We start from the raw sequence: 21143 nt of genomic DNA, 5'->3' as shown, positions 1-21143 counted from the left end.
ATTGAGTGGAGGGAAGAGCAGCCTTGCAGTGTCTCATTACGAAGGAATTCAATCTCATTCTCCACCGACGCGGAGCCCACTTTCGTCGTGAAGCAAGAGTCCGCGTTTCGGCCAGCTCGGCGTCTCGAACCAAAGCCGCCGAACGATCTATAAAGGGTCGTAAAGCGACGACCGGTGAGCGGCTGCCGTAGGTCGCTTGCCGGCCAGCTACGGCCGTTCGACCACACTCTCACGCGAACATTCGAATGTCGGCTCCGCTCAGGTAACGGAACTTCGCGGGACGATCATGCTCTTCGCCTCCTCGGCCATACTAGGCACGCTCGATCCGGGCGCGCGCCTCCGCACTCGACAGCAGGCCCCGGTCCCCGCGGTTGGCCGCGCTTGCCGCATAGACCACCCTGCGTGCATGCGTTATGCCGAGCGGCTCGAACCCGTTGCCCGGATTGAACGCCATCTGATTGACGGCGGCCTCGTCTTCGGCTGAAGGCGCCGACGAAATCTCGAGCTCGCCGATCACGACTGTCGGAGCCTCCCAAACGATCGAAGCGTCGTTCACCGGCGTATGCTTCTCGTCGGTGAAGAGCTGCACCACCAGTTGCCACTTCAGCGCGCCCTTGCTCAGGCGATTGAGCAGATCGTTGCGCAGATACTGCTCGCCATGACGATCGTCATCGGTGCCGGGCACGGTGTCGGGACACGGCTGCAGCGAGTACTTGAAGGCTGCATCGTTACACTTCACCACCGAGCCCCAGAACTTCTCCGTCGTGAGGCTCGCCACCGTGTGCAACTTCGTCGCTTCGAACAGGATGCCAAAGGAGCGCGCCGCCTCGACAGGTCCGAGCTTGCGCCCGAACACGTCAGCCGTCGCTTTTCCGACCAATCCCGCAAGTCCGCCCTCGATATGGGAGACGAGCACATCGGCGATCTCCATGAAGCTCTTTGCATCCCGGGCATGCGATCGACCGCCTTCGTTCGTCACGAGCAAATCGGTCTCAGTGCCCTCAACCGTGAAGAACTTGACGGCAACGCCGCGCAAGTCCGCCTCCGTGTCCGCGAAAGGACAGGGCTGCCCGTTCGAAAAGCGGCACGCCACGCGGTAGAGGAGCGGCGCATCCGAAGCGCCGCGTTTCGCGAAGGGACCCGACGCAAGCGCGGGCGGCACCGTGTCGAAGATGCGCAGCGTGCCGAACGCGCCCATCACCTGCTTTTGATGCTGTCCCCTGTCGATACGCCCGCTCAAGCCCGTCCGGCTGCTCGACGCGATCGATTCCTGTTGTGCCCTGATCTTTCCGATTAGGGTGGCTAGGATGTCCGGCGTGTCCGGGTGGTCTTCCCATCCGGTGCCGGAGCCTACGTGTTGCCCTGCTGCACCGACTGTCGTTTCGTTCGCCACGGCTGCCTCCGATCTGGTTCGTTACACTACGCATCCGGCTCGGTGCCTGTCGCAACCGGCCGGCCTCCCCAGTCATGCATCGCCTCGCCGGCCAGCGGTTCGAATGAAGTCTTAACGAGGCAGTCAATAATACAACTGAGAACGAATACCGTGCGGCCGAGGCATCCTTACGTCTACATTGATACGCGCTCTCGCGCTGCCCCGCAAGCGCTGAAATCGTGCATCCCCTGGCGGCCGGTGAGGTGCCGTTCGCAGGCGACAACTCGAGCCGACCGCAAGCGACCGCCAATGCTGGCAATCCGGTACAAGATCGCGCAATCGGAAGACCAGTTGACCTCGGAAACGGCCATTGATTAGACGGCGAATCCGGAGACCGCTTCGGGGGTCGGGAAGCGACGACCGGCGAGCGCTGGCCTACGTCGCTTGCCGGCCATTTCCAGCCCTTCGTCCGCGCGCCACAGAGACTTTCAGACATCAGTTCTATTCAAACAGCAGACATTCACGATCCAAGCATGCGGAAATGCGTGCTGCCACAAGAACTTCCCTGAGCAAGCTAGAACCCTTGTCCCGAGCAAGACAGCCACCAAAAAGCCGGAGAATAGTATGGCGCGACGCCAAGGACGCGGGCTGTCGCGACACGCTGCGGAAATCACCCTCGCCCTGCCCAAGGTTATCCGGCTATCGCCGAACGCACCTGTTCCAGCGCGCAGATGTCATCGATTGTCGTGAGATCGCCCGGATCGCGCCCTTCCGCTAACGCCTGTATCGCTCGGCGTAACAACCTGCCGCCGCCCTGCCAGGAGCGTCAAGGATGCATCGAGACATCCCCATAGAGCTGACGCATGAAAGCCCGAAAGGCGGGGTTCATCACATCGTCATGGTTCTTGATGATTTCGCCGTCGGCTTCAACGTTCCATACGATGGCGTTCGCATTGTCTATGCCGTTGTCTCCGACAGGCGTCAGATAGCTGCCGCCGCAGAAGGTACGGGCCCACTTTGAGTTGAGTAGATGGTCCTGCGTCAAGTTTTGGCTGAAGAACTCAGTCGAGTTCTCTGCCTCAATCTTCTTGTTGAGATGCACCGCCTCTGCCAAAGCTGCATCGTGCAGTCCATGCAACTCCTCCTCTGACTTCCAGTTCTGGCAACGGGCATCGCCGTCTTGAACTGCGGTTCTCGCGTCGGACGCCATGCCTGGCGCATGAGCGTAAAGCCGGTGCGTCAGATAGTGCTGTATGTGTCCAGGCGTCTTCTTCATGGCGGTTCCTTCTTCGCTGGAAGCCTCATGCTCGAAGAGCGTATTCACTGACCGTCCCACCGGGAAGGCGATGCCAGTTGCCCAGTCCTTGGTCGAGGTAACCGACACGAGTAGCGGTGGCTGGAACCGTATTGGTCGATACCGGCTCGACACGCGATAGAGCGCTTCATAACGGGATGCCTCGAAGGCCGGATTGATCAGCAAGATCATGTCTGCAGGTCTTTCCGCCAGCTCATGCCCCTCCTTGAATCCATGCAGATCTTGTTGCGCGGCCAGCGCCTCGATCAGCGGACCGGACATGGCAGCGTAAAGAATCAGCCCGCCAAAGCTATGACCGATCATCAAAGTGCGAATGCGCGGACGCCTGGACGTTTGCTCGGAGACCGCACCCGTAGTGACCACGCCGGGCGCTGACGCGTTGTTGTAGTGATGCCGGATGGCCCGCAACCGCGCGAACAGCTCCCGCGCCGACCCTATCGAGACACGGCGCGCTGCTTCCTTGCGCGCCCAGAACGACAGGCTCAGCACCGGGTCGGGCAGTACCCACGACCTGCCCCTCCATGCGACATAGACGCCCACCACCTTCCTCGGTGTGCCGTCTCGCCCGGCCCTGTCGCGTTCCTCTGCGCCAGCCGCCTGGAGCAAGGCGCGAAAGTCCCGCACGTTATAGTCGTCCGACTGCGCGTTGTGCTTCCAACCGTGCACAAACACAATGAGGCTCAGGTCGTCATTCTGGTCAAGAAGTTGCCTCAGTCGGTTCATCAAATGATCAATCTGGCCCGAGGGACTGGCTGCAAGCTCGTCTCCGGCTGCGAGCTTGTCTGGATAGAGCCAACCCTGATCGTCAAATTCAACGAAATGGAGTTCATAAGCGCCTTGCGCCACTTCCGGCGTAACTTGCTCGCAGTCCTTCACCGCACGCGCGTCATCCTGAGCCTTAACCTTGGTGAGCGGACAGTGCACTTCGTCGACAGAGACGAGATGAGTCCGATAGGCATAGTTCGGCGCACATCCGCAGAGCAATAACGTCACAAGCGCCAGCAAAGCGCTTGCGAGGTATGAATCGCACATGGCCCTTCTCCCCTTGATACGTTTCCTGACTGGTCTTGGGCTGAGGGCCGCATCGCAAAGTTGCGGCCCACACTGTATTCGTGCGCGCGAGCGCCGTGGGGCGCTGGCCAGGCCCAAGGAAGCCATGCGGAAGCATGACGGCAATCAATATGCTCCAAATGAAGTAAGGAAAGCTCTCACTCCTACGCGTTCTGATCGGTCGACGCTGGCGCTGTCTTGAAATAGTCAGGGAACGGCCATTCCGTCTCCAATTGGGTTACCGTTCCGGCAAAGCAGTCTCGATCGGTTGGATCCAGCCCCGGAAACGCGTGCGGCGATGGCCCAGCGTTGCCGTCCGTGTATTGCCAAAGGATAAATCGTGGCCAGGTCTCTATAGGGATCCCGACCGGCTGAGTCCTGTACCGGGCATACCAAAGAGGACAATTCTTGAGGATGGGGTCGGCACCGTGGGTCTGCACGGCATCGCGGAGCATGTTGCCACCGTAGATCATGGGCCAGCGGCCAGTCTGCTCTTTTACCCTGGTGACGAATTCGTGGGCCTGATCCAGCGTCATGTCAGGTCCACTTGAGCTGGGTTCGAAATCAAGGCAGAAGAGCGTCCTGGAATTGTCCACCGCTGGATCTCCCCACTGCGCGGCGGCTAGGAAATTGTCTGCCTGCTTGGTGGCGGGTCGAGAGCTGGAGAAGTGGTACGCGCCCCACAGCAATCCCGCAGCCAGTGCCTGATCTCGCCGCTTCCTGTATTTGGGATCCTGGAAGGTCGCGCCCTCGCTGGCCTTGTGGATGACCGCCCTGACACCGGCATTGAATGCCTTGACTGCGTCGAAACGGTTATCGTGGTTGACGTCGATGATGACATCGATCGTTCCGACTAGAGTGTCTGGCATCGGAACCTCCCAATTCGAATGGCCTTTGAATCACGTCGAAGCCATCGCCTATCAACTGTGGCGGGATCTGAAGAATGCTGCGAGATCTCCAGGACACGGGCGCATAGGCACAGGCGGATTCTCCCAACCATCAACCCCGGTTCCTGGCCGCACCAAATGCTCGGCAGACTACCCTGAAGAATAGAGAACAATCCGGCGGATCATCTCAGCCAGGTGGATGAGTTCGTGTTGCAAGAAATTGAATGCTGATAAAAGCGACAAGGCATATCGGAGCTGCAATACAGTTAAAGAAAAGCGCTTCATTCCAATGTTGAAGGTTCCGGAAAGACGGGGATCGCCGCGCTGGGCCGGCTGATGGCTCTCCTGCAACCTGGTAGGACTGGCGCAGCGACGGGCACACGATGCTCGAGGTGAGCCTCGCCTGACCATTCCGTTCAAAGAATGAAGACGGTTCGGCACGATACTCCAAGTCTCGTCGGCCAATGGACTTCCTCGCCGCCTCAGCCTTTGCGTCGTTCTGGCACGGGGCGTTCTGTAACGCTACATGCCCCGCGACGCGGCTACCAGGGATCCGTCCCCTCAAGACCGATACTGGCCGTAATGCGGTTCGAGCGCCGGGTCCAAGTCGATTATTCTGTGATTTCCATCAAGCGTGAGTTCCCGCCGGGGTCAATCGTGTAACACGTTACGTTACACGTAACACCTTCCCGCGGCCGCCGGTAGTCCGCAAAGGCAGCCATGTTTGCGGCAACCGCCTGGAAACCCGCGCCAGGCCTGGCTCCCGCGCTTGCACACGATGGCACGAGGCTGCCTTGCCATCGCTGGCATTCCCCTTGCTGGTTCTAGTGCCAGACGCTGGCCACGAAGCCAACGCCGGTAAACCGGAGGAAACAAGGATGAGCTGGACGAACCGTGGAGCGGCCGCGAGGCGCATGCCGTGGTGATCGACGACATGCCGGTAGCGGCACGGTGTCATGCACCTGCTCAGCGGAATGCCGGGCATTGCCCGGGTGGAACTGGTAGAGCCGGACGCCCTGGCGGCACGCAATGCGCGCCCTGCCGGCTCCGGCATTGCTCGTGTTCGGCATGCAGCCGGATCTTGCCGACGGCTGGCACCTGCTGCGCCTGGCCGCCGAGCTGGCCAAGTGGCTGGCACTAAAGGATGCCGCGCCCGCCTTCGACGCGGCCATGGAGGCCGATCTGGCTATCCTCTGCGCCAACGCGGCCAGGCCCTTCCAGGCCGTCAGCGACGCCGAGATCATCATCCAGCGCTCCTTCGTTCGCCTTGTGCGGTACCTGCAGCAAACGCGTCTCGCCAGCGAGGGTGCGCACTCCCGGTGCTTCGAATACTACCTAGCAGCAGAGCAAGTGCCGACAGGTTATGGAAGGAACGGCGGCAAGCACCCTGAGCACGTCGTGCCATGCGCCTTCCTGCGGGACCGATGCATCGCCAGATTTGCACAAGGCGCCTCAGTTGAAGAGTGGCGCAGGACATCCGGCCATTTTTGGTCATCGTTATGATTACCGAAGCAGAATGCACATACCTCGACAACGGTCCCGCCTGTGGCGGCTTGGGGTTGAAAGACACCATGCCAGCGAACTGGGACTTCGAGATGGGGGACATCTTCGCGCGGCTTCACCTCGCAGGCATTGCGTTCGACCCGCCCGCCATGACGCCCGCGGCTGCCTGCGACGTCTAAGCGCTTATGGGCGACAAGGCGATCGAATTCTTGGCTGCCCCTCCCCAGGGTCGCTCATGCGATCGGGCGCTTCCCGGCCAGTTTCGGCCGTTGCCCGGCGCTATAGCGCGGACAGTTGAGCGTCGGCTCCGTACCAGGCACCGGACGCTCGCCGCCTCAATACCCCGTCACGGTGTCGGCCATACCAGCCCTACTAGAATGCGGGGTCGATTGACCGAAGGTGGCCATGACCTTCAGCCTTCCAAGCACACCATAGAAAGAACGGGATTCGGTGAGTTCGGCAGACTTCGCGTAAACTGCGCCAGATCCCCCGTTCGCTAATTGGTCGGCTTGTGGCGACGGTCGAAGCTCCCGTTATGCGAGGAGGCGTCACGCATGCATGCAATGCCTTTGCCGGATAGCAGTGCCATCGACCCGCACGCAAACGCGCCCGTGCGCGACCTGCGCCGTGTGCCCATCCATCCCGATCACTGGTTTCCGCTGGCCTGGTCGAATGAGGTCAAGCGGGGCAAAGCCCTCGGGGTGCATTTTGCCGGCGATCCGATCGTGCTGGTTCGTACCGAGTCCGGTACGATATTCGCACTGGAAGATCGTTGCGCACACCGGCAGGTGCCACTGCACGCGGGCGTGGTGGAAGGCGAGTCCATCCGCTGCGGCTATCACGGCTGGACTTATGACTGCACCGGCCGCTGCGTCGATGTGCCATACCTCGGGCGTGAGCGCCTGCCCAACGGCGTGCGTGCCTATCCCTGCCGCGAGGTGCACGGCCTCATCTTTGTCTTTCCTGGCGATGTGGCGCTTGCCAAGGAGCGGCCGCTGCCCGCTCTGCCATCGGTGACGGACAAGGCGTACAAGACGCGTCGCTTTGGCCGCGAGGTCAAGTGCCACTACTCCTTCATGCACGAGAACCTGATGGACATGAACCACCAGTTCCTACACCGGCGGCAGATGGGGCAGATGCGCGCGCGCTCGCTGGGCCGCCGTCGCGGCAAGGACTGGGTGGAAGTGGACTACACGTTCGCGCGCATGGAAGGCAAGCAGCCTGTGGGCGAGGCGCTGGTGTTTGGCGCCACCAAGAAGAACGGCGACCGGGACGACAAGGACGTGATGACGGTGCGCACCGGATATCCGTACCAGACCCTCCAGATCCGCTCGGGCGACGGCACGTTAGTGATGGACCTGTGGATCGTCTACGTGCCGCTGGATGCGGCGCAGCGCACCAACCGGACGTTTGGCCTGCTTTCCATCCGCAAGCCCGGCATTCCGTTTGCACTGGACCTGGCATGGCCGCTGCTGGTCTGGTTCACAGAACGCATCTTCAGGGAGGACCGCTGGATCGTCGAGCGCGAGCAAGAGGCCCACGACAAGCAGGGAGCCGACTGGAACCACGAGGTATTTCCGGTCATCATCGAATTGCGAGACGTGCTGCGCAACTGCGGCGGCCGCGCCACGATCCCGATCCGCGAGGTGGGCGACACGGCCTGACGGCGAGGCCAACGGGGACTAGGGTGTCGAGATGGCGGTTGTACTTTGGAAGCGGCCGTTCACCTGCCGGTACTCGCAACGGCTATAACGGGTCGGGAAGATCCAATCGGCTCGCAACTGGCGGAGGTCGCTTGCCAGCCAGCACCGGTCGGTCGTCAAGCCCGTCAATTTTTGGCTCTGGCCCTCGCACCATTACTTCACTTCTCGTCGGGGCTCTTGTATGGCTGACGTTTCCCAAACACTTGCGCGACCAACGGCACTGTGGTGATGACCCCTACAGCGAGCAGCGTCCAGCCGATGGCGCGGCGTTGTTCCGGATTCATTCGGTCGCTGAGCAACAGTGCGAGGCCCGCAGCGCCTGCCGCCCGTGTTCCGGCAATCAATCCAATTTCTGGAATGGTCAGTGATACTTGTTTCATCTGTGCCTCCTGGCGGGTTGGACAGATTCGAAGTAGTTTGCGGCGCGTGCGGCAGGCGGTCTGTGCGCAAGCCGACACTGCTGACGGTTAAAAATCAACGAAGACATGCTGGCGGCTGCGCACCTCGGCGGTCGCCTTCAGTCGGAAGCCGAGGGGACCGCTTTCCTGAACTTCAGGGACAGCTTTCGGGAAGCCACGGATGACCGAAATGGGGTCGGTCAGCGACCACCCGATGAAGTGCAGACTTTGGCTCCCTTCGCAAGAAAGGAGATCATCATGGAATCACTGCACTCCTCTCTCGGAAATCGTATCCCCTGGAACAAGGGCAAGCTCACTGGACAGAAGCCGCCGTTGAAGCTCAGTGAAATCTGGGCAATACGTACTCGGCTGCAGATGTCCTCGAACGTCCGCGAGCTCGCCATGTTTAATCTTGCCATTGATAGCAAGCTGCGGGCGTGCGACTTCACTCGCCTGCATGTGCAAGACGTGTGTCATGGCAACCAGGTCGCTACCCGGGCTACTGTGCTGCAGCACAAGACTCAGCGACCGGTAAGTTCGAGATCACGGGCCCAACTCGTGAATGTGTAGAAACCTGGATCAAAGCTCGTCGATTGAAGCCGACCGACTTCCTGTTTCCAAGCCGGCTGCATTCGTCCCCACATCTCTCAACCCGGCAGTACTCCCGAATCGTGCATCGCTGGGTTGCCTCCATCGGGCTAGATGATACGGCGTACGGCACGCACTCGATGCGACGCACCAAGGTGTCGTTACTCTACCGGCGCACAAAGAATCTGCGCGCCGTACAGTTGCTCCTGGGACACACCAAACTTGAAAGCACGGTTAGATATCTGGGCATTGAAGTAGACGACGCGCTCGAAATGGCAGAGCAAACGGAGGTGTGAGAACCTGATCGCCGGCGAGCGGTCGCTTGTCGGCCACGAAGCGTCATTCGCTCGCACCATCGCTCAGACATTCAGGCGTCGGTTCCACTCAGGAATCAGCCATTCAATTTGCAGCGTGGAAGTGGTGCCTGTCGGCCATTCCAGACGTTCGGCTGTCGGCGTTGTTGAGGGCAGCTTCGGGTTGCATTATCGACATTCCGATGTCGGCAGTGGCAAATGACAGCTCTCGCTGCAAGCGAATACGTACTCGCGACCCCAAGCTGTCCTTCGCCTCAGCAGGAAAGAGACGTTCACTGAGGCCGCTCTCCTCGCAAGCCCTGAGCATTTGCGAGTTGAGTTCTCTCTCTCTCTCTCTCTCTCTCTCTCTCTCTCTCTCTCCCGCCGAAACGTCGAACATCCGTCGTCCTTCCGGAACCGGGCCGTGACGCAAGGACATGACCAGCATGGCGCCGTCGCAAAGGAGAGCGCTGACGTTCGGTATCGCCCTACGGCGTTCGTGTGGCGAGCGATATCCAGTCGGTTCACCAGTAACATCTCAGAAGCCATTAGAGGCGAGCCTGGTATTAACGAACCATGTGCCTGAAGCAGGCCGATGACGGCCTGTATCTCGCGCGATGCCGCAAGTCCCCCGATCAGCGTCACGAAGTTCTTGACAGCGACGAAGCGCTTCAGAGCGGTGGGCGAGTTGGTAATCAGGGTCGACCGGATTCTCGATGTTCTCGGCGAGCGACAGCGTGTTCGCCACATGTCCGATGCCGAAGGTGCCTGACATCAGCTCGAGTGGCCACGCGCACAACTGAATTTCGGTTAAAGACCATCTGGACACATCCACCCCGCATTCGGACACGCTTGAAGTGCACAGACACACCAGCCGCATTTGTTCCTGGCGATCACAACTGTTTGTCCATTCCGGGTGTACGCAAGCGGGTCGGGGAAGCCTAGATTGACGATCCAACGGCGCTGCGGACCCCCGACAGCAAATGCCGACAACCTTAGAGGTCAATCATGAGCAACTCGCAAAAAATCGTTATCGTCACTGGCGCATCGCAAGGCATCGGCGCAGAACTGGTCAAGGGCTTCCGTCAGCACGACTATCGCGTCGTCGCTGTCGCACGCTCGATCAAATCCTCCGACGATCCGAACATCGTAACGATCGCGGGCAACATCGGCGACCGAGAAGTGGCACAGCGTGCCGTCTCCGCAGCCGTCGAGCGCTTCGGCCGCGTCGATACGCTGATCAATAACGCGGGCATCTTCATCGCGAAGCCCTTCACGCAATACACAGATGAGGACTACGCAGCCGTGATGAACGTGAATCTGAACGGCTTCTTCCATATCACGCAGCTCGCGATCGCCGAGATGGAGAAGAACGGGAGCGGCCATGTGTTGCAGATCACGACAAGCCTCGTGGACCACGCAATCTCGGGCGTGCCGTCGGTGCTCGCGTCGCTGACCAAAGGCGGCCTGAATGCGGCCACCAGGTCGCTCGCCATCGAATACGCGAAGACGGGTATCCGCGCGAACGCTGTCTCGCCGGGCGCCATCAAGTCGCCGATGCACGCGCCAGAAACGCATGAGGCGCTGGGCGCGCTGCATCCCGTTGGCCATATGGGCGAGATGAGCGACATCGTCAACGCCGTGTTGTATCTCGACTCCGCACCGTTCGTCACGGGCGAGATCCTGCACGTGGACGGAGGCCAGAGCGCTGGCCACTGAGCCTACCGAGGCGCCTACAACGGCGCTATTCGCGCACCGTATCACGGAGATTCACATGCCTACTATCCGCTATCACGCGCGACGCCCTCTATCCGTTCGTAGACCGTGTGACGAACAATCGGCTCGCGACGCTCGGTTTAGCCAAATTCGACGCCTACGGGCATTCCGGGCGGTGATCAGTTCAGTTCGGCGTCAGGTGGATAGGCGTGCGACATCTGTTCTGACACTCGATATGACGGCGCGCGGCCCGGTGTTGCATTCGCTGGATCTGACGCGCCGCAGCCGTGTAGCGCACTGTATCCGCAGTGCCAGTTGATACCCGAGATTACAAAACCGGCACTTTCCGACACACGCGGGATAAATCTGCGCACTTTAATACTTCCATTGATCGACTGGAGCAAACCATCATGACTCGAATCGAAAACGTGCTGTACACAGGCAAGACCCATACGACGGGCGGCCGCGATGGGGCCGCGCGCAGTTCGGACGGTCGCCTCGACATCAAACTTTCGCGACCGGGTTCCGCAGGCGCGGGGACGAATCCCGAGCAACTGTTCGGCGCCGGCTGGTCGGCATGCTTTATTGGCGCAATGAGTGGGGCCGCACGCGCCTTGAACGTCATGCTGCCGGTCGACACGAGTGTCGATGCCGAAATTGATTTCGGGACTACTGACGGCGCCTACTTTCTCCAGGCGCGTTTGAACGTGAGCCTTCCCGGCTTGCCGCGTGACGTCGCTCAGGCGCTGGTGGACCGGGCACATCAGACCTGTCCGTATTCCAAGGCTACGCGCGGCAACATCGATGTCATGATCGCGCTCATTTAACCGGAATGCATGCCTGAACGAGTGGAAGAGCTCTCTTGCGAACCGCCAGGCCAAAACACTGAAAAGGAGCAGCACCATGCCAATGATCGACGCACTCTGGCCGGAAGATGCCTTGACCCGTGAGGCGGAAGCCCATCTGATCAAAGAATTGACTGACATTCTGATCAAAGTGGAAGGGTACGATCCGGCCAATCCGATTGCACAGAGCGTATCCGTTCTCAATCTCCATCGACCTGCTGCGGTATTCGTCGGTGGGGAACGCTCGAAAGCAGCGCGCTACCGGATCATTCCGTCGGCGCCCGAAGGGCAATACACCGACGAGTCGCGTAGAGCGCTGGTTAAGGCAGTCACGGAAGCGGTGGCCCGCGCCGAGAACCGACCGTTCGAAGAGGTCGCATCGCGCGTCTGGGTCTTCCCGACGGAGATCCCGGACGGTACCTGGGGCAGTCGTGGCGCCATCTATACGCTCCCCGACATTCACGCTTTGCTTGCCGGTGAGGCCGAACGGAGCGCCGGCGCGGAGCGACTCGCGCGCAGACGGCGCGAAAAGGCACGAATGACGCTCGAGGCCACTGTCGATGTATTCCAACGGGCGAGCGACAACGCTTAGCGCGATCTCGCAGGTCGACGGGTCCACTGATGATCTAGCTGGAGGATGACCGCCAGATAGACGAAGCCTGTCACTACCCGTATGAACTTGATCGAAAGCGGCCCGATGGCGTTCGAGCGTCGGTTGGGCACTCCAAAGCGGCCTTTGGGCCGCACCCGTGCCAACCGGCCAAATTGGGTCGCAGGTACTCGTCCACTCGCAACGGTACCTCACATTCGAGGCTGCAACGGTGTGAATGTCGGCAAAGCGCCTACGAGCTGGCTCACATTCGCCGACACTCCAACGTCCGCAAAGGCCGAACTCCTGTCCCCAAGACGCCGGCGTGAGTGACCGGACCATTCCGTTAGCTGCCCTTAAATGCCCGACCGCGCGACCGGCGGCAGTGGGTCGGGAAGCGCCGGCTGGCGAGCCGAAGTCGGCGAAGTTTTCATCCTTGCCACTGACGGTGCCCTATGAACGTCAATCCCAAGGTCGCCGTCCGATCTCGCTTCTTGAACGCAATCCGGTGTGCTTCTGGCAGTCACTAACGCCGCTGCTGACAGTCTCCGTCATGCTGCTGCTGGGCCTGCGGCTAACAGGTCATTGAGAGCGTATTGGAACCGGGCTTGATCGGGTCATCGTACTTTCTGAAGCGACCCCATTCTGCATGCATGCCTGCAGAAATGGGGAAGACGCTCTCAGCCGGAAGGGGGGCGCTGACCGGACAATGCGGCACGAGAAGATCTATATCTCGGCCTATGCACCGATTTCGATCACCCGATTTGCGAGCGCTGGCGCCGCCGATACCCGAGCCGTCAAGTCTGTGCCGCTACGGAAGCGATAGCTGCAATGGTAGACCCCCTGTGACGGAGGAATGCCCCTGATGCAAGGGCGCGAACGCAACGAATGTGAAATCTCGGACGTTGCTTATGATGATTTCTTGCCTATCTGCTGGGTGCGGCACAACAGCAAGACCGGCGGTCCTTTACGGTGTCGCCGCGCAGTCGTGACATCGGGCCGGGGAAGCCGGCGCACGTTCTGGTTTGCTGGCCTGTACATACAGCAGTAGAATTTTTGCGGACCCCGCTGCTCTTCGCCTAAGAACAACTCGCGTACCGGATACTAATTCGCCAAGTGAATGTGCAGCAGCCGATTCATTTGAACGGGGTAACCGACGAGGGAAACCATGTACCAGCAGACATACGATCCGCTCGGGAACGTGTTTCTTTCCACAGTGGTGGCCGCGATCCCGATCCTTGTGCTCTTGTACTTCATCGCCCTGCATCGGCACCGCGATGCGCAAGGCAACGTGCACCTCGGCATCTCCGCGCCCTATGCCGCGTTCTATGGCGTCATCGCCGCCTTCCTGGTCTCCTGCATCGCTTTCAGGATGCCACTTGCCTCGGCGGCGTCGGCCTTTGCGCTCGGGTCGCTGTCCGGCTTCCTGGGCATCATTTGGATCGTCCTGGCTGCGATGTTCCTGTACACGATGACCGTGGTGACGGGCAAGTTCGAGATTGTGAAGGAGTCCATCATCCATATCTCGTTCGATCGGCGGTTGCAGTGCGTGCTGATCGCGTTTTCATTCGGGGCGATCATCGAGGGGACTTCGGGCTTCGGGACGCCGGTGGCGATCGCCGGCGCGGTGATGGTGGGCCTGGGATTCAAGCCCTTCCAGTCCGCTGTCCTGAATCTTCTGGCCAATACCGCGCCGGTCGCGTGGGGAGCGATCGGCACGCCGATCGTCACGCTGGCGGCGGTGAGCGGCTTGGACCAGGTCACGCTGTCCGCAATGGCCGGCCGCCAACTGCCCTTTGTCTCGATCCTGGTGCCGTTCTGGCTTGTTGCCACGTTCGTGAAGATGGAAGGCGGCACCTGGAAGGAAGCATTCGAGGTGTGGCCGGCGGCGCTGTGCGCCGGGGCATCGTTCGCCGTCATGCAGTGGTTCGCGTCAGGAACCAACGAGTTCCACCTGATGACGGATGTGGTCTCCGGCGTGTTTTCGGTCACCTGCACTGCGCTGTTCCTGCGCTTTTTGTGGCATCCGAAGACACGCTTCCTGCTCAGGGCCGAGCGAGAGGCGCTGGCTGCGGCCGGCGAGGCCAGCGCGAATGCCACGGTCGACAGTACCGAGTGGAAGTACCCGTACACGACCCGGGAGACAGTCTACGCATGGCTGCCCTGGGTGATCCTGATCCTTTGCTGCGCCATCTGGGGCATTCCGGAGTTTAAGAAGTATCTGAACAACCTGTTCTCCTCGGTCACGTTTTCCACGACCTTGCTCGGCTCACCGTTCTCAGGAACGCTCTCGCTGCCGGTCTGGGACATGCCGGCCTTGCACAACCTGGTGCAACGGATGCCACCGGTGGCGCTGGTCAATGCCAAACCGGAGGTGGCAAGGTTCACCATCAACTGGCTCTCGGCCGCCGGGACGGGCGTGTTCGTCGCGGCCATCCTGTCCGGCCTGGTCCTCAGGCTGAGTGCGGCGCAATGGAAAGCGGCCTTCGGCCAGACCCTCCAGCGCATGAAGATTCCAGTCCTGGTGATCGCGCAAGTCCTTGGGCTCGGCTTCCTGACGCGGTACGCCGGTACTGACGCGGTGCTCGGCCTCGCGTTCACCGGGGCCGGCTACCTATATCCCTTCTTTGCCGCCTACCTGGGCTGGCTCGGCGTCTTCCTGACGGGCTCCGACACTGCTTCCAATGCCCTGTTCGGTAGCCTGCAGCGAATCACTGCCCAACAACTCAACCTGAACCCGATACTGATCGTCGCCACGAACTCGACCGGCGGCGTGATGGGAAAGATGATCGACGCGCAGTCAATCATGGTGGCCTGTGCGGCATGCTACGACGAGCCAACGGAGCGGTCGCACGCGTTGGGGCCCATCTTCCGCACGATTTTCTGGCACTCCATCGCCGGCGCCGCGCTGATCGGCCTGATCGCGCTGCTGCAAGCCTACGTCTTCCCGGGGATCATTCCGATACCGCCGGTCGGCAAGTGAAGCGTAAGCTGGCCGCTTCGTATATCGAAGCGGCCAGCCAACTACCGGACGCCAAATGTCTGGGTCACGGGTCGGCAAGAGCCAGTGAGCAACCGGTAAGGAGCAGTTCAACGAATTCGCGTCGCTATCCCATGCACGCCTCGACTGGCAGACCTGCCGCGACGGCGCCTTCGGACGACAGAGCACAAGGTCTGCTAGTCCTGCTGCGAGTAAGCTACTTATACAGCACCTTACATCTCGCCAAGATATGTCGCTTCCCCGTTTACGCCCTGGCTACCTTGCCAGGGCTTTCTTTCATTTGTGCCACCCTATGTCGCTGGTCGCACGGCGGCAAAGCCAGGTTCGGGTTGACCCAACCATCGGCTGCCCTATAATTTAAGTGCTGACTGAGACACGCTGTAGCAAAGCGAAGGTAGGTCAGCGAGACGATCATGCCTTCTTGGATGGAACGTGGTCGTGGCAGGCCTGCAACCTGCAAGCCCGAACCGGATCAGGAACGCTGACCCGGTTCGGACGCGTCTCTAGGGCTGAAAGCGCCGAGCACCTGTAACAGGTGCTTTTTGTTGCTCATCGATTTGCGACCAGCGATCAGCCCGCGGACCAGATGAAGGCCGAGCCGGCGCCGATGTAGCCGCGCACGAAGAAGGCCGAGGCAGCCAATGATGCCGGCAACCTCTTCCAGTGCAGCGTTCCATTCTGTTTGGAACTTAATCGGCGGTTGGCGCGAATGACTTTCTGTAGGATGTCGCGCGCGCTCTTGGTCCAGATGAACGGCTTGGGGTTGGTGTTGTCGTGAGCGATGTGGGAATGCTGTTCAGCTCAGATTCAGGATCTCGCGAGCCTGGGCTGCGGTCGCGACGGGGCGACCATACTCCTCACAAAGCTCGGCAACCTGGCGCACAAGCGCGGCATTGGACGGGGCGAGCGTATTCTTGTCCATCCGCACATTGTCCTCGAGCCCGGTGCGGCAGTGCCCCCCGAGTTCGAGAGACCAGCGAGCCATCGTCAGTTGATTGCGACCGATGCCGGCGCCTGTCCAGGTAGCATCGGGCGAAAGGCGCTTGAGGGTACGAACGTAGAATTCAAGCACTTCGCGATCGACAGGCATTGCGTTCTTGATGCCCATGACAAACTGGATGTGCAGGGGACCGACGATCGCGCCCGCCGCCTGCATAGCTGCGGCCTGGAAGATCATCGACAGGTCAAAGGCCTCGACTTCGGGCTTGATGCCGTAGGCTTTCATTTCGGCGGCGAGCCAGTCGACCAGGTCCGGCGGATTGTCATAGACCCGGGTCGGGAAATTGACCGAGCCGGTTGCCAAGGATGCCATGTCAGGCCGCAGGGATAGCATGGCACCTCTCTCATTGCCGGCCCCAGAGCGACCACCGGTGGACACCTGGGTGATCATGCCCGGCGCGTACTTGCGAATGCCTTCCAGAACCAGGGCGAAACGATCGGGATTTGACGTGGGAGTTTCGTCATCGTTGCGTACGTGGAGATGAACCAGGGTCGCCCCGGCTTCGAATGCCGCCTGGGTCGATTCCACCTGCTCGTTCACCGTGATCGGCACAGCCGGATTGTCTTTCTTGCACGGCAGTGATCCCGTGATCGCAACAGAAATGATGCAAGGCTTGTTCATGCTTGTTCAGTAGATTAGGTAGGGGGGACGGGGTATTTTTTTGGTGCCTCCGGGGTCACCGAGAGGGCGACCTCTGCGCTGGGTTGGCGCTGTCCTCGTTCGTATTGGTCGACAATGCGCATGCATCGTATGGGCGGCTGGCTGGCTTCGTCCAATACTGATTGGGTCTGCGATGATACGGAGGGAGTATCGATTGCTGTCGACGCCGCACGCCGATCGACGCCCGACCATTGCCGGCATCCACCAGAACGAGCGCATGGCGTGTTCAGGAAGGCGGCATAATCGCCGTACCTTTTCGGACCAGAATCCTTTGAGGAGGTGCCAATCATGTCAGCTATCAAGCGCATAGATCCGGGCCATCCCGCCTACCAGGTCGCGCTGCATAGAACAACCCGCTACCCTGCGGAGCACGTCACGTTGACGGCTAGCTCCAGAAAGAGGCTGCGCCCCTGTGTACCGCATCGGAAGGTCGGGCGCGGCAAGGTCGGCATCGGCGGCAAGCGCAGCGGCAAGTAGGCCGTGAAGCGCCAATCACCACGGCCGCAGCAGACCAGATGACCGACGGTTCCTGTTCCTGTATGCCGCCCGACCGCACTATTGTGGTTCGATTAGGCTGCTCCTGGTAACAGTTACTGCTATTGAGAAACCATGCCGACTGTGAGCGCGGACAACCACCCATTGCTGCGCCCGCTTCACGGCCCGGCAAGGCACGACGCGGCATGGTGATTCCGCAACGCGAGGAGTGGGACCTTGCTGAGGTGCCGAGAACCCGGGCGGACTTGGACCTTTTTGCGGCTATTGCCAGCGGATCAAATGGTGGCAGGGCCAGCACCAAGTGCGCATCGACAACCCTGGCATCCGGATCCAACATCCTGACGCTCAATCTGATTGATTCAGCCGTTGGAGAATCGGAAAGTGATTGCCCGGCTCGGCCGAAAACGAACCAGTCACCGTCGCCAGGCGTGCGACCGATCCCGGCCATGAGTGGCCCTTCCACTTGATTGCTACGCGGACGTTTGAAAGTCGGCTCCACGCTGACAACGGACGGTTGACTTTCCACGTCAACGACATAGTCACACAGTCTCTTTTCCTTCTACGAGAGCGTGCCCATTTCAGTCGCCCGACGCGGCAGTGTGGACTGACGTGGGGGCAAGCACCGCTACATCTGCGAGGAAACAAACAGGCATAGCTCCTTCTATCGGATCTTGATGACAACCTTACCCTGATCCACCCACTCCACACCTGCCTCCGCAATAACTGGCGGACTTGCGGAGTCAACTTGAAGCGTGGGCTCGATATGCTCGCCGGGGCCCTGGAGGGATTTCCGGGGTGCACGCGGTTTGATCTGAAATCCCGATCAATAGATCAAAAAATACCAATACACGCATTGGTTACCGCCTTCTATACTCGCCCTCGCCTGCTTACTCCGACACGATTCCGATGGCACACCACAAGCCGAGAAAGGAGGGGGCATAGGCGAGCGGAAGAGGAGACACTCTTGAAAAGAGAATTGACACTGGCCTGCTTTGGCCTGCTGCTCGCGTCTGGCTGCGCGAGCGCCGCGGCGGCAAGCTCCGGGACTTATCCAACGAAGCCAATTCGCTTCGTCGTACCCTATCCGCCCGGAGGTCCGACCGACCTCATGGCGCGGCTGCTGCAGGCGAGCATGCAATCGCGACTTGGCGTACCAGTTGTGGTCGAGAACCGTGCCGGTGCGGGCGGCAACATCGGAACGGACGTGGTCGCCAAGGCTGCCCCCGACGGCTACACGATCCTGCTCGCTGCAAGCGGGCCGATGGCTGTGAATCCCACGCTCTACCGGAATCTGCCTTTTAACCCACAGGCGGATCTTGCTCCGGTGATCCAGATTTCAGCGTTCCCGCTGGTGCTGGAAGTTCACCCCTCATCCTCTGTGAAGGACGTGAAGTCCTTCATTGCTTCCGTCAAGAGCAAACCGGGGGACTACAGCTTCGCCTCGGCCGGCAATGGAACGCCCCAGCACCTGGCCGGGGAACTGTTCAATACGGCAGCCACAACAAAGATGCAGCACATCTCGTACAAAGGTGCGGGGCCTGCCTTGAACGACGTGCTGGGAGCCCAGGTGCCGGTCATGTTCGACATCCTGGCCAGCTCTTTGCCTTATATCAAAGCCGGCAAGCTACGTCCTCTCGCCGTTACCACCAAAGGCCGGGTTCCGGCGTTGCCCGATGTTCCGACGCTAGCGGAATCCGGCATGCCAGGGTTCGATTTTGTCGCATGGCACGGCATTGCGGTGCCAGTTGCGACACCTCGCGACGTCGTGCTCAGCCTCAACCGCACAATCAATGCGATCTTTGCCGATCCGGAGTTCCGCAAGCGCTGGGAAGCGCTTGGAACGCCAGCGGTCGGTGGCACACCAGAGGCTTTTGGCGCCTTGGTTCGCGGGGAAACGGTACGGTTGGGGAAGATCGTCAGAGATACCGGCGCGACGGTGGACTAGCGGATGAAGGAAACCGACGCCAAGGCCAAGATCATGGCGCAGGGCTACAACATCAAGAAGTTCAAGGTGCGGCAATTGCCACGAAATCTATGGCACCTGGCCGAAATCTATTTCGACACCAAGACGCTCGATATCGTAAAAGCGGAGATCGAGAAGTAACCGGGCCACCGTGCCTGCGACATGCCTGTCATGCCCGCACGACCGGAATCGGTGCGCGTCTGGGACCTAGTGGTTCGCCTCACTCACTGGGGCGTGGCAGCCATCGTGGTGTGGGACCTGTATGAGGATTCCGGAGGCCCGCTGCATCGCAACCTTGGCTATGTCGCCGCGGGCCTGGTGATGCTCCGGCTGGCCTGGGGATGCGTCAGCAACGGGCCCGCGGGCTTCGCCAATTGGCTTCCAAACTGGTCGGGCCTGGCCCGTCACGTCAAGGCCATGGTGGCGGGGCGTCCTCCCCGCCACCTGAGCCACCCCCCTCTTGGCGATGTGATGATGCTGGCGCTGTGGGCGCTCATTCTCCTGCTGCGCTCACGGGTTGATCGCGGCTGGACCGCTTCTGGGGCGAGGACTGGCCGCAAGACCTGCACGCATGGCTTGCCGACGCACTGATAGCCCCGGTCGTGCTCCATGTCAGCGCGGCGATCGCCATGAGCATTGCCCACAGTGAGAACCTGGTCCTCGCCATGCTTACCGGCAATAAGCGAACCCGTATGGATTCCTGAAGGCGCCTTGCCGCTGCCTGGCGACTCCGGTGGCCACGCATGCGCTAGGAATGACCGGCGGCGCCCAGCCTCCTTGCGGCAGACCGCAACACGGCAATGAACTCCTCCATCGGTTGCGACGGTGCTTCGTTCTTGCGCGTGACGATGCCATAGCTGGTCATGGCCCGCCGGATCGGAACCGGCAGGTGTCCGAGGATCCCTTCCGACACGTATTTCTCGACGGCGGCGCGTGGTTGCAGCGACAGCATGTCAGTGGCCTGCAACAACTCCAGCGTCGAAAAGATGGATGGGGTCTCCACCATGCCGACCAGCGAGCGAATGCCAGCCGCGGCGAAGGTTTCCTCAAACAACTGGCGAATAGCGGTTGCGGGCGGATAGAGGATCCATGGCCACTCGCCCAGGTCGGCCAGTTCCAGCCGCGCCCGCCCCAGCAGCGGATGCTGCCGCCCGCAAACCACCCACACCGGTTCTGGCGACAACACCTCGAAATCAAACATGGCCTGATGGCGCGGCTCCGTCAGGCGGCCCACCATGATGTCGAGCTTCTTCTCCTCCAGCCAGACCGCAAGCTGGTCGCTGCTCTGCTCGACGAGCTTGATCACTAGCCGCGGGCGCATTGCCAGGATGTCCCGGATGCCAGCGGTCACGACCTGTGCCGCGGAGGCCGAGATGGCCCCCACCGTGAGGTGCCCGTGCCCGCCCGCCCGGAGGGTTTCCAGCTCACTGACAAACTTGCCGAGATCCGCCACCGCTGTACTGGCATAGCGCAGTACGAACACGCCCAGGTCGGTCGGACGCATCTCGCGCGGCAGGCGTTCGAACAGCCTTGCCTGCAGCATGGCTTCAACGTCGCCCAGGATCTTGGTGGCGGCCGGCTGGGTGATATGCAGCTGTTCGGCGGCGACGCGCAGATTGCGTGTGCGCCCGAGGACATCCAGCAACTGCAGGTGCCTGAAACGCAGCCGGGTCAGCACGGAAGACGGGGCGGCGGCAGGCTGTGTGGCCATAAGGTTAACCCCAGCAAACTCATAACGAATTGGAATCGATTTTACCGAATATTC

Annotated in this window: 14 protein-coding genes and 4 pseudogenes; 11 read left to right on the top strand and 7 right to left on the bottom strand. The window is 60.8% G+C overall.

Translation table 11 applies throughout. The annotated features are described in order from the left end of the window. Nucleotides 1-310: 310 nt before the first annotated feature. From K307_RS01630 to K307_RS01620, 3 genes are all read right to left on the bottom strand, one after another. Nucleotides 311-1393, bottom strand: a complete 1083-nt coding sequence (locus K307_RS01630) for a catalase (protein ID WP_042875910.1) — start codon at nucleotides 1391-1393, stop codon at nucleotides 311-313. A gap of 805 nt (nucleotides 1394-2198) precedes the next feature. Beyond that, a complete protein-coding gene (locus K307_RS01625; RefSeq protein ID WP_042875908.1) occupies nucleotides 2199-3719 on the bottom strand; it encodes a hypothetical protein in 1521 nt (506 codons plus the stop codon). A gap of 182 nt (nucleotides 3720-3901) precedes the next feature. Beyond that, nucleotides 3902-4606: a glycoside hydrolase family 25 protein gene (locus tag K307_RS01620; protein ID WP_051974566.1), complete on the bottom strand. Its 705-nt coding sequence runs from the start codon at nucleotides 4604-4606 to the stop codon at nucleotides 3902-3904. A 1047-nt stretch (nucleotides 4607-5653) separates the two neighbouring features. Here K307_RS01620 and K307_RS48875 point away from each other — a divergent pair. Together K307_RS48875 and K307_RS01605 are read left to right on the top strand one after the other, a co-directional pair. Next, nucleotides 5654-6127 (top strand): hypothetical protein, encoded by a 474-nt coding sequence (locus K307_RS48875; protein WP_230625404.1) that lies wholly within the window; start codon nucleotides 5654-5656, stop codon nucleotides 6125-6127. Nucleotides 6128-6681: 554 nt separating this feature from the next. Beyond that, a complete protein-coding gene (locus tag K307_RS01605) occupies nucleotides 6682-7791 on the top strand; it encodes an aromatic ring-hydroxylating oxygenase subunit alpha (RefSeq protein WP_042875903.1) in 1110 nt (369 codons plus the stop codon). A gap of 197 nt (nucleotides 7792-7988) precedes the next feature. On the opposite strand, the gene K307_RS01600 is transcribed toward K307_RS01605, so the two are convergent. Beyond that, nucleotides 7989-8210 (bottom strand): hypothetical protein, encoded by a 222-nt coding sequence (locus tag K307_RS01600; RefSeq protein WP_042875902.1) that lies wholly within the window; start codon nucleotides 8208-8210, stop codon nucleotides 7989-7991. A gap of 276 nt (nucleotides 8211-8486) precedes the next feature. Here K307_RS01600 and K307_RS01595 point away from each other — a divergent pair. Next, nucleotides 8487-9112: pseudogene (locus K307_RS01595) on the top strand (tyrosine-type recombinase/integrase). A gap of 373 nt (nucleotides 9113-9485) precedes the next feature. Here the strand turns inward: K307_RS01595 and K307_RS48870 are convergent. After that, nucleotides 9486-9608 (bottom strand): annotated as a pseudogene (locus K307_RS48870) (SAM-dependent methyltransferase); the annotation flags it as partial. A 509-nt stretch (nucleotides 9609-10117) separates the two neighbouring features. Between K307_RS48870 and K307_RS01585 the strand changes: the two are divergent. From K307_RS01585 to K307_RS01570, 4 genes are all read left to right on the top strand, one after another. After that, nucleotides 10118-10828, top strand: coding sequence for an SDR family NAD(P)-dependent oxidoreductase (locus tag K307_RS01585; RefSeq protein ID WP_042875898.1), 711 nt, complete (start codon nucleotides 10118-10120; stop codon nucleotides 10826-10828). Nucleotides 10829-11235: 407 nt separating this feature from the next. Further along, nucleotides 11236-11652 (top strand): organic hydroperoxide resistance protein, encoded by a 417-nt coding sequence (locus K307_RS01580; protein WP_042875897.1) that lies wholly within the window; start codon nucleotides 11236-11238, stop codon nucleotides 11650-11652. A gap of 76 nt (nucleotides 11653-11728) precedes the next feature. After that, nucleotides 11729-12262 carry a tautomerase family protein gene (locus K307_RS01575; protein WP_042875896.1) on the top strand — a complete coding sequence of 178 codons (534 nt, stop codon included), beginning with the start codon at nucleotides 11729-11731 and terminating at the stop codon, nucleotides 12260-12262. A 1165-nt stretch (nucleotides 12263-13427) separates the two neighbouring features. Further along, entirely contained in the window at nucleotides 13428-15242 is a 1815-nt protein-coding gene (locus K307_RS01570) for an L-lactate permease (RefSeq protein ID WP_042875894.1), read from the top strand. Between the two features lie 814 nt (nucleotides 15243-16056). On the opposite strand, the gene K307_RS01565 is transcribed toward K307_RS01570, so the two are convergent. After that, the gene (locus K307_RS01565) at nucleotides 16057-16881 is read right to left on the bottom strand and encodes a 3-keto-5-aminohexanoate cleavage protein (RefSeq protein ID WP_042875892.1); all 825 of its coding nucleotides are present in this window, start codon (nucleotides 16879-16881) and stop codon (nucleotides 16057-16059) included. Between the two features lie 327 nt (nucleotides 16882-17208). On the opposite strand from K307_RS01565, the gene K307_RS45140 reads away from it, so the two are divergent. The 4 genes and pseudogenes from K307_RS45140 (at nucleotide 17209) to K307_RS01550 (ending at nucleotide 20082) form a co-directional block, all read left to right on the top strand. After that, a complete protein-coding gene (locus tag K307_RS45140) occupies nucleotides 17209-17397 on the top strand; it encodes a hypothetical protein (RefSeq protein ID WP_080744820.1) in 189 nt (62 codons plus the stop codon). A gap of 982 nt (nucleotides 17398-18379) precedes the next feature. Next, nucleotides 18380-19360: a Bug family tripartite tricarboxylate transporter substrate binding protein gene (locus K307_RS01560; RefSeq protein ID WP_042875891.1), complete on the top strand. Its 981-nt coding sequence runs from the start codon at nucleotides 18380-18382 to the stop codon at nucleotides 19358-19360. 3 nt (nucleotides 19361-19363) lie between these two features. Then, nucleotides 19364-19519: pseudogene (locus K307_RS47250) on the top strand (PepSY domain-containing protein); the annotation flags it as partial. A gap of 30 nt (nucleotides 19520-19549) precedes the next feature. After that, nucleotides 19550-20082: pseudogene (locus K307_RS01550) on the top strand (cytochrome b/b6 domain-containing protein). A gap of 44 nt (nucleotides 20083-20126) precedes the next feature. Here K307_RS01550 and K307_RS01545 read toward each other — a convergent pair. Then, nucleotides 20127-21089, bottom strand: coding sequence for a LysR substrate-binding domain-containing protein (locus K307_RS01545; RefSeq protein ID WP_042875890.1), 963 nt, complete (start codon nucleotides 21087-21089; stop codon nucleotides 20127-20129). Nucleotides 21090-21143 lie beyond the last annotated feature (54 nt).

Origin of the sequence: Cupriavidus necator A5-1 (genome assembly GCF_000744095.1) — a bacterium.
Lineage (GTDB): Bacteria > Pseudomonadota > Gammaproteobacteria > Burkholderiales > Burkholderiaceae > Cupriavidus > Cupriavidus necator_A.
The sequence above is the reverse complement of the archived record's forward strand: the minus strand, read 5'-3'. Positions and strand labels throughout refer to the sequence as shown.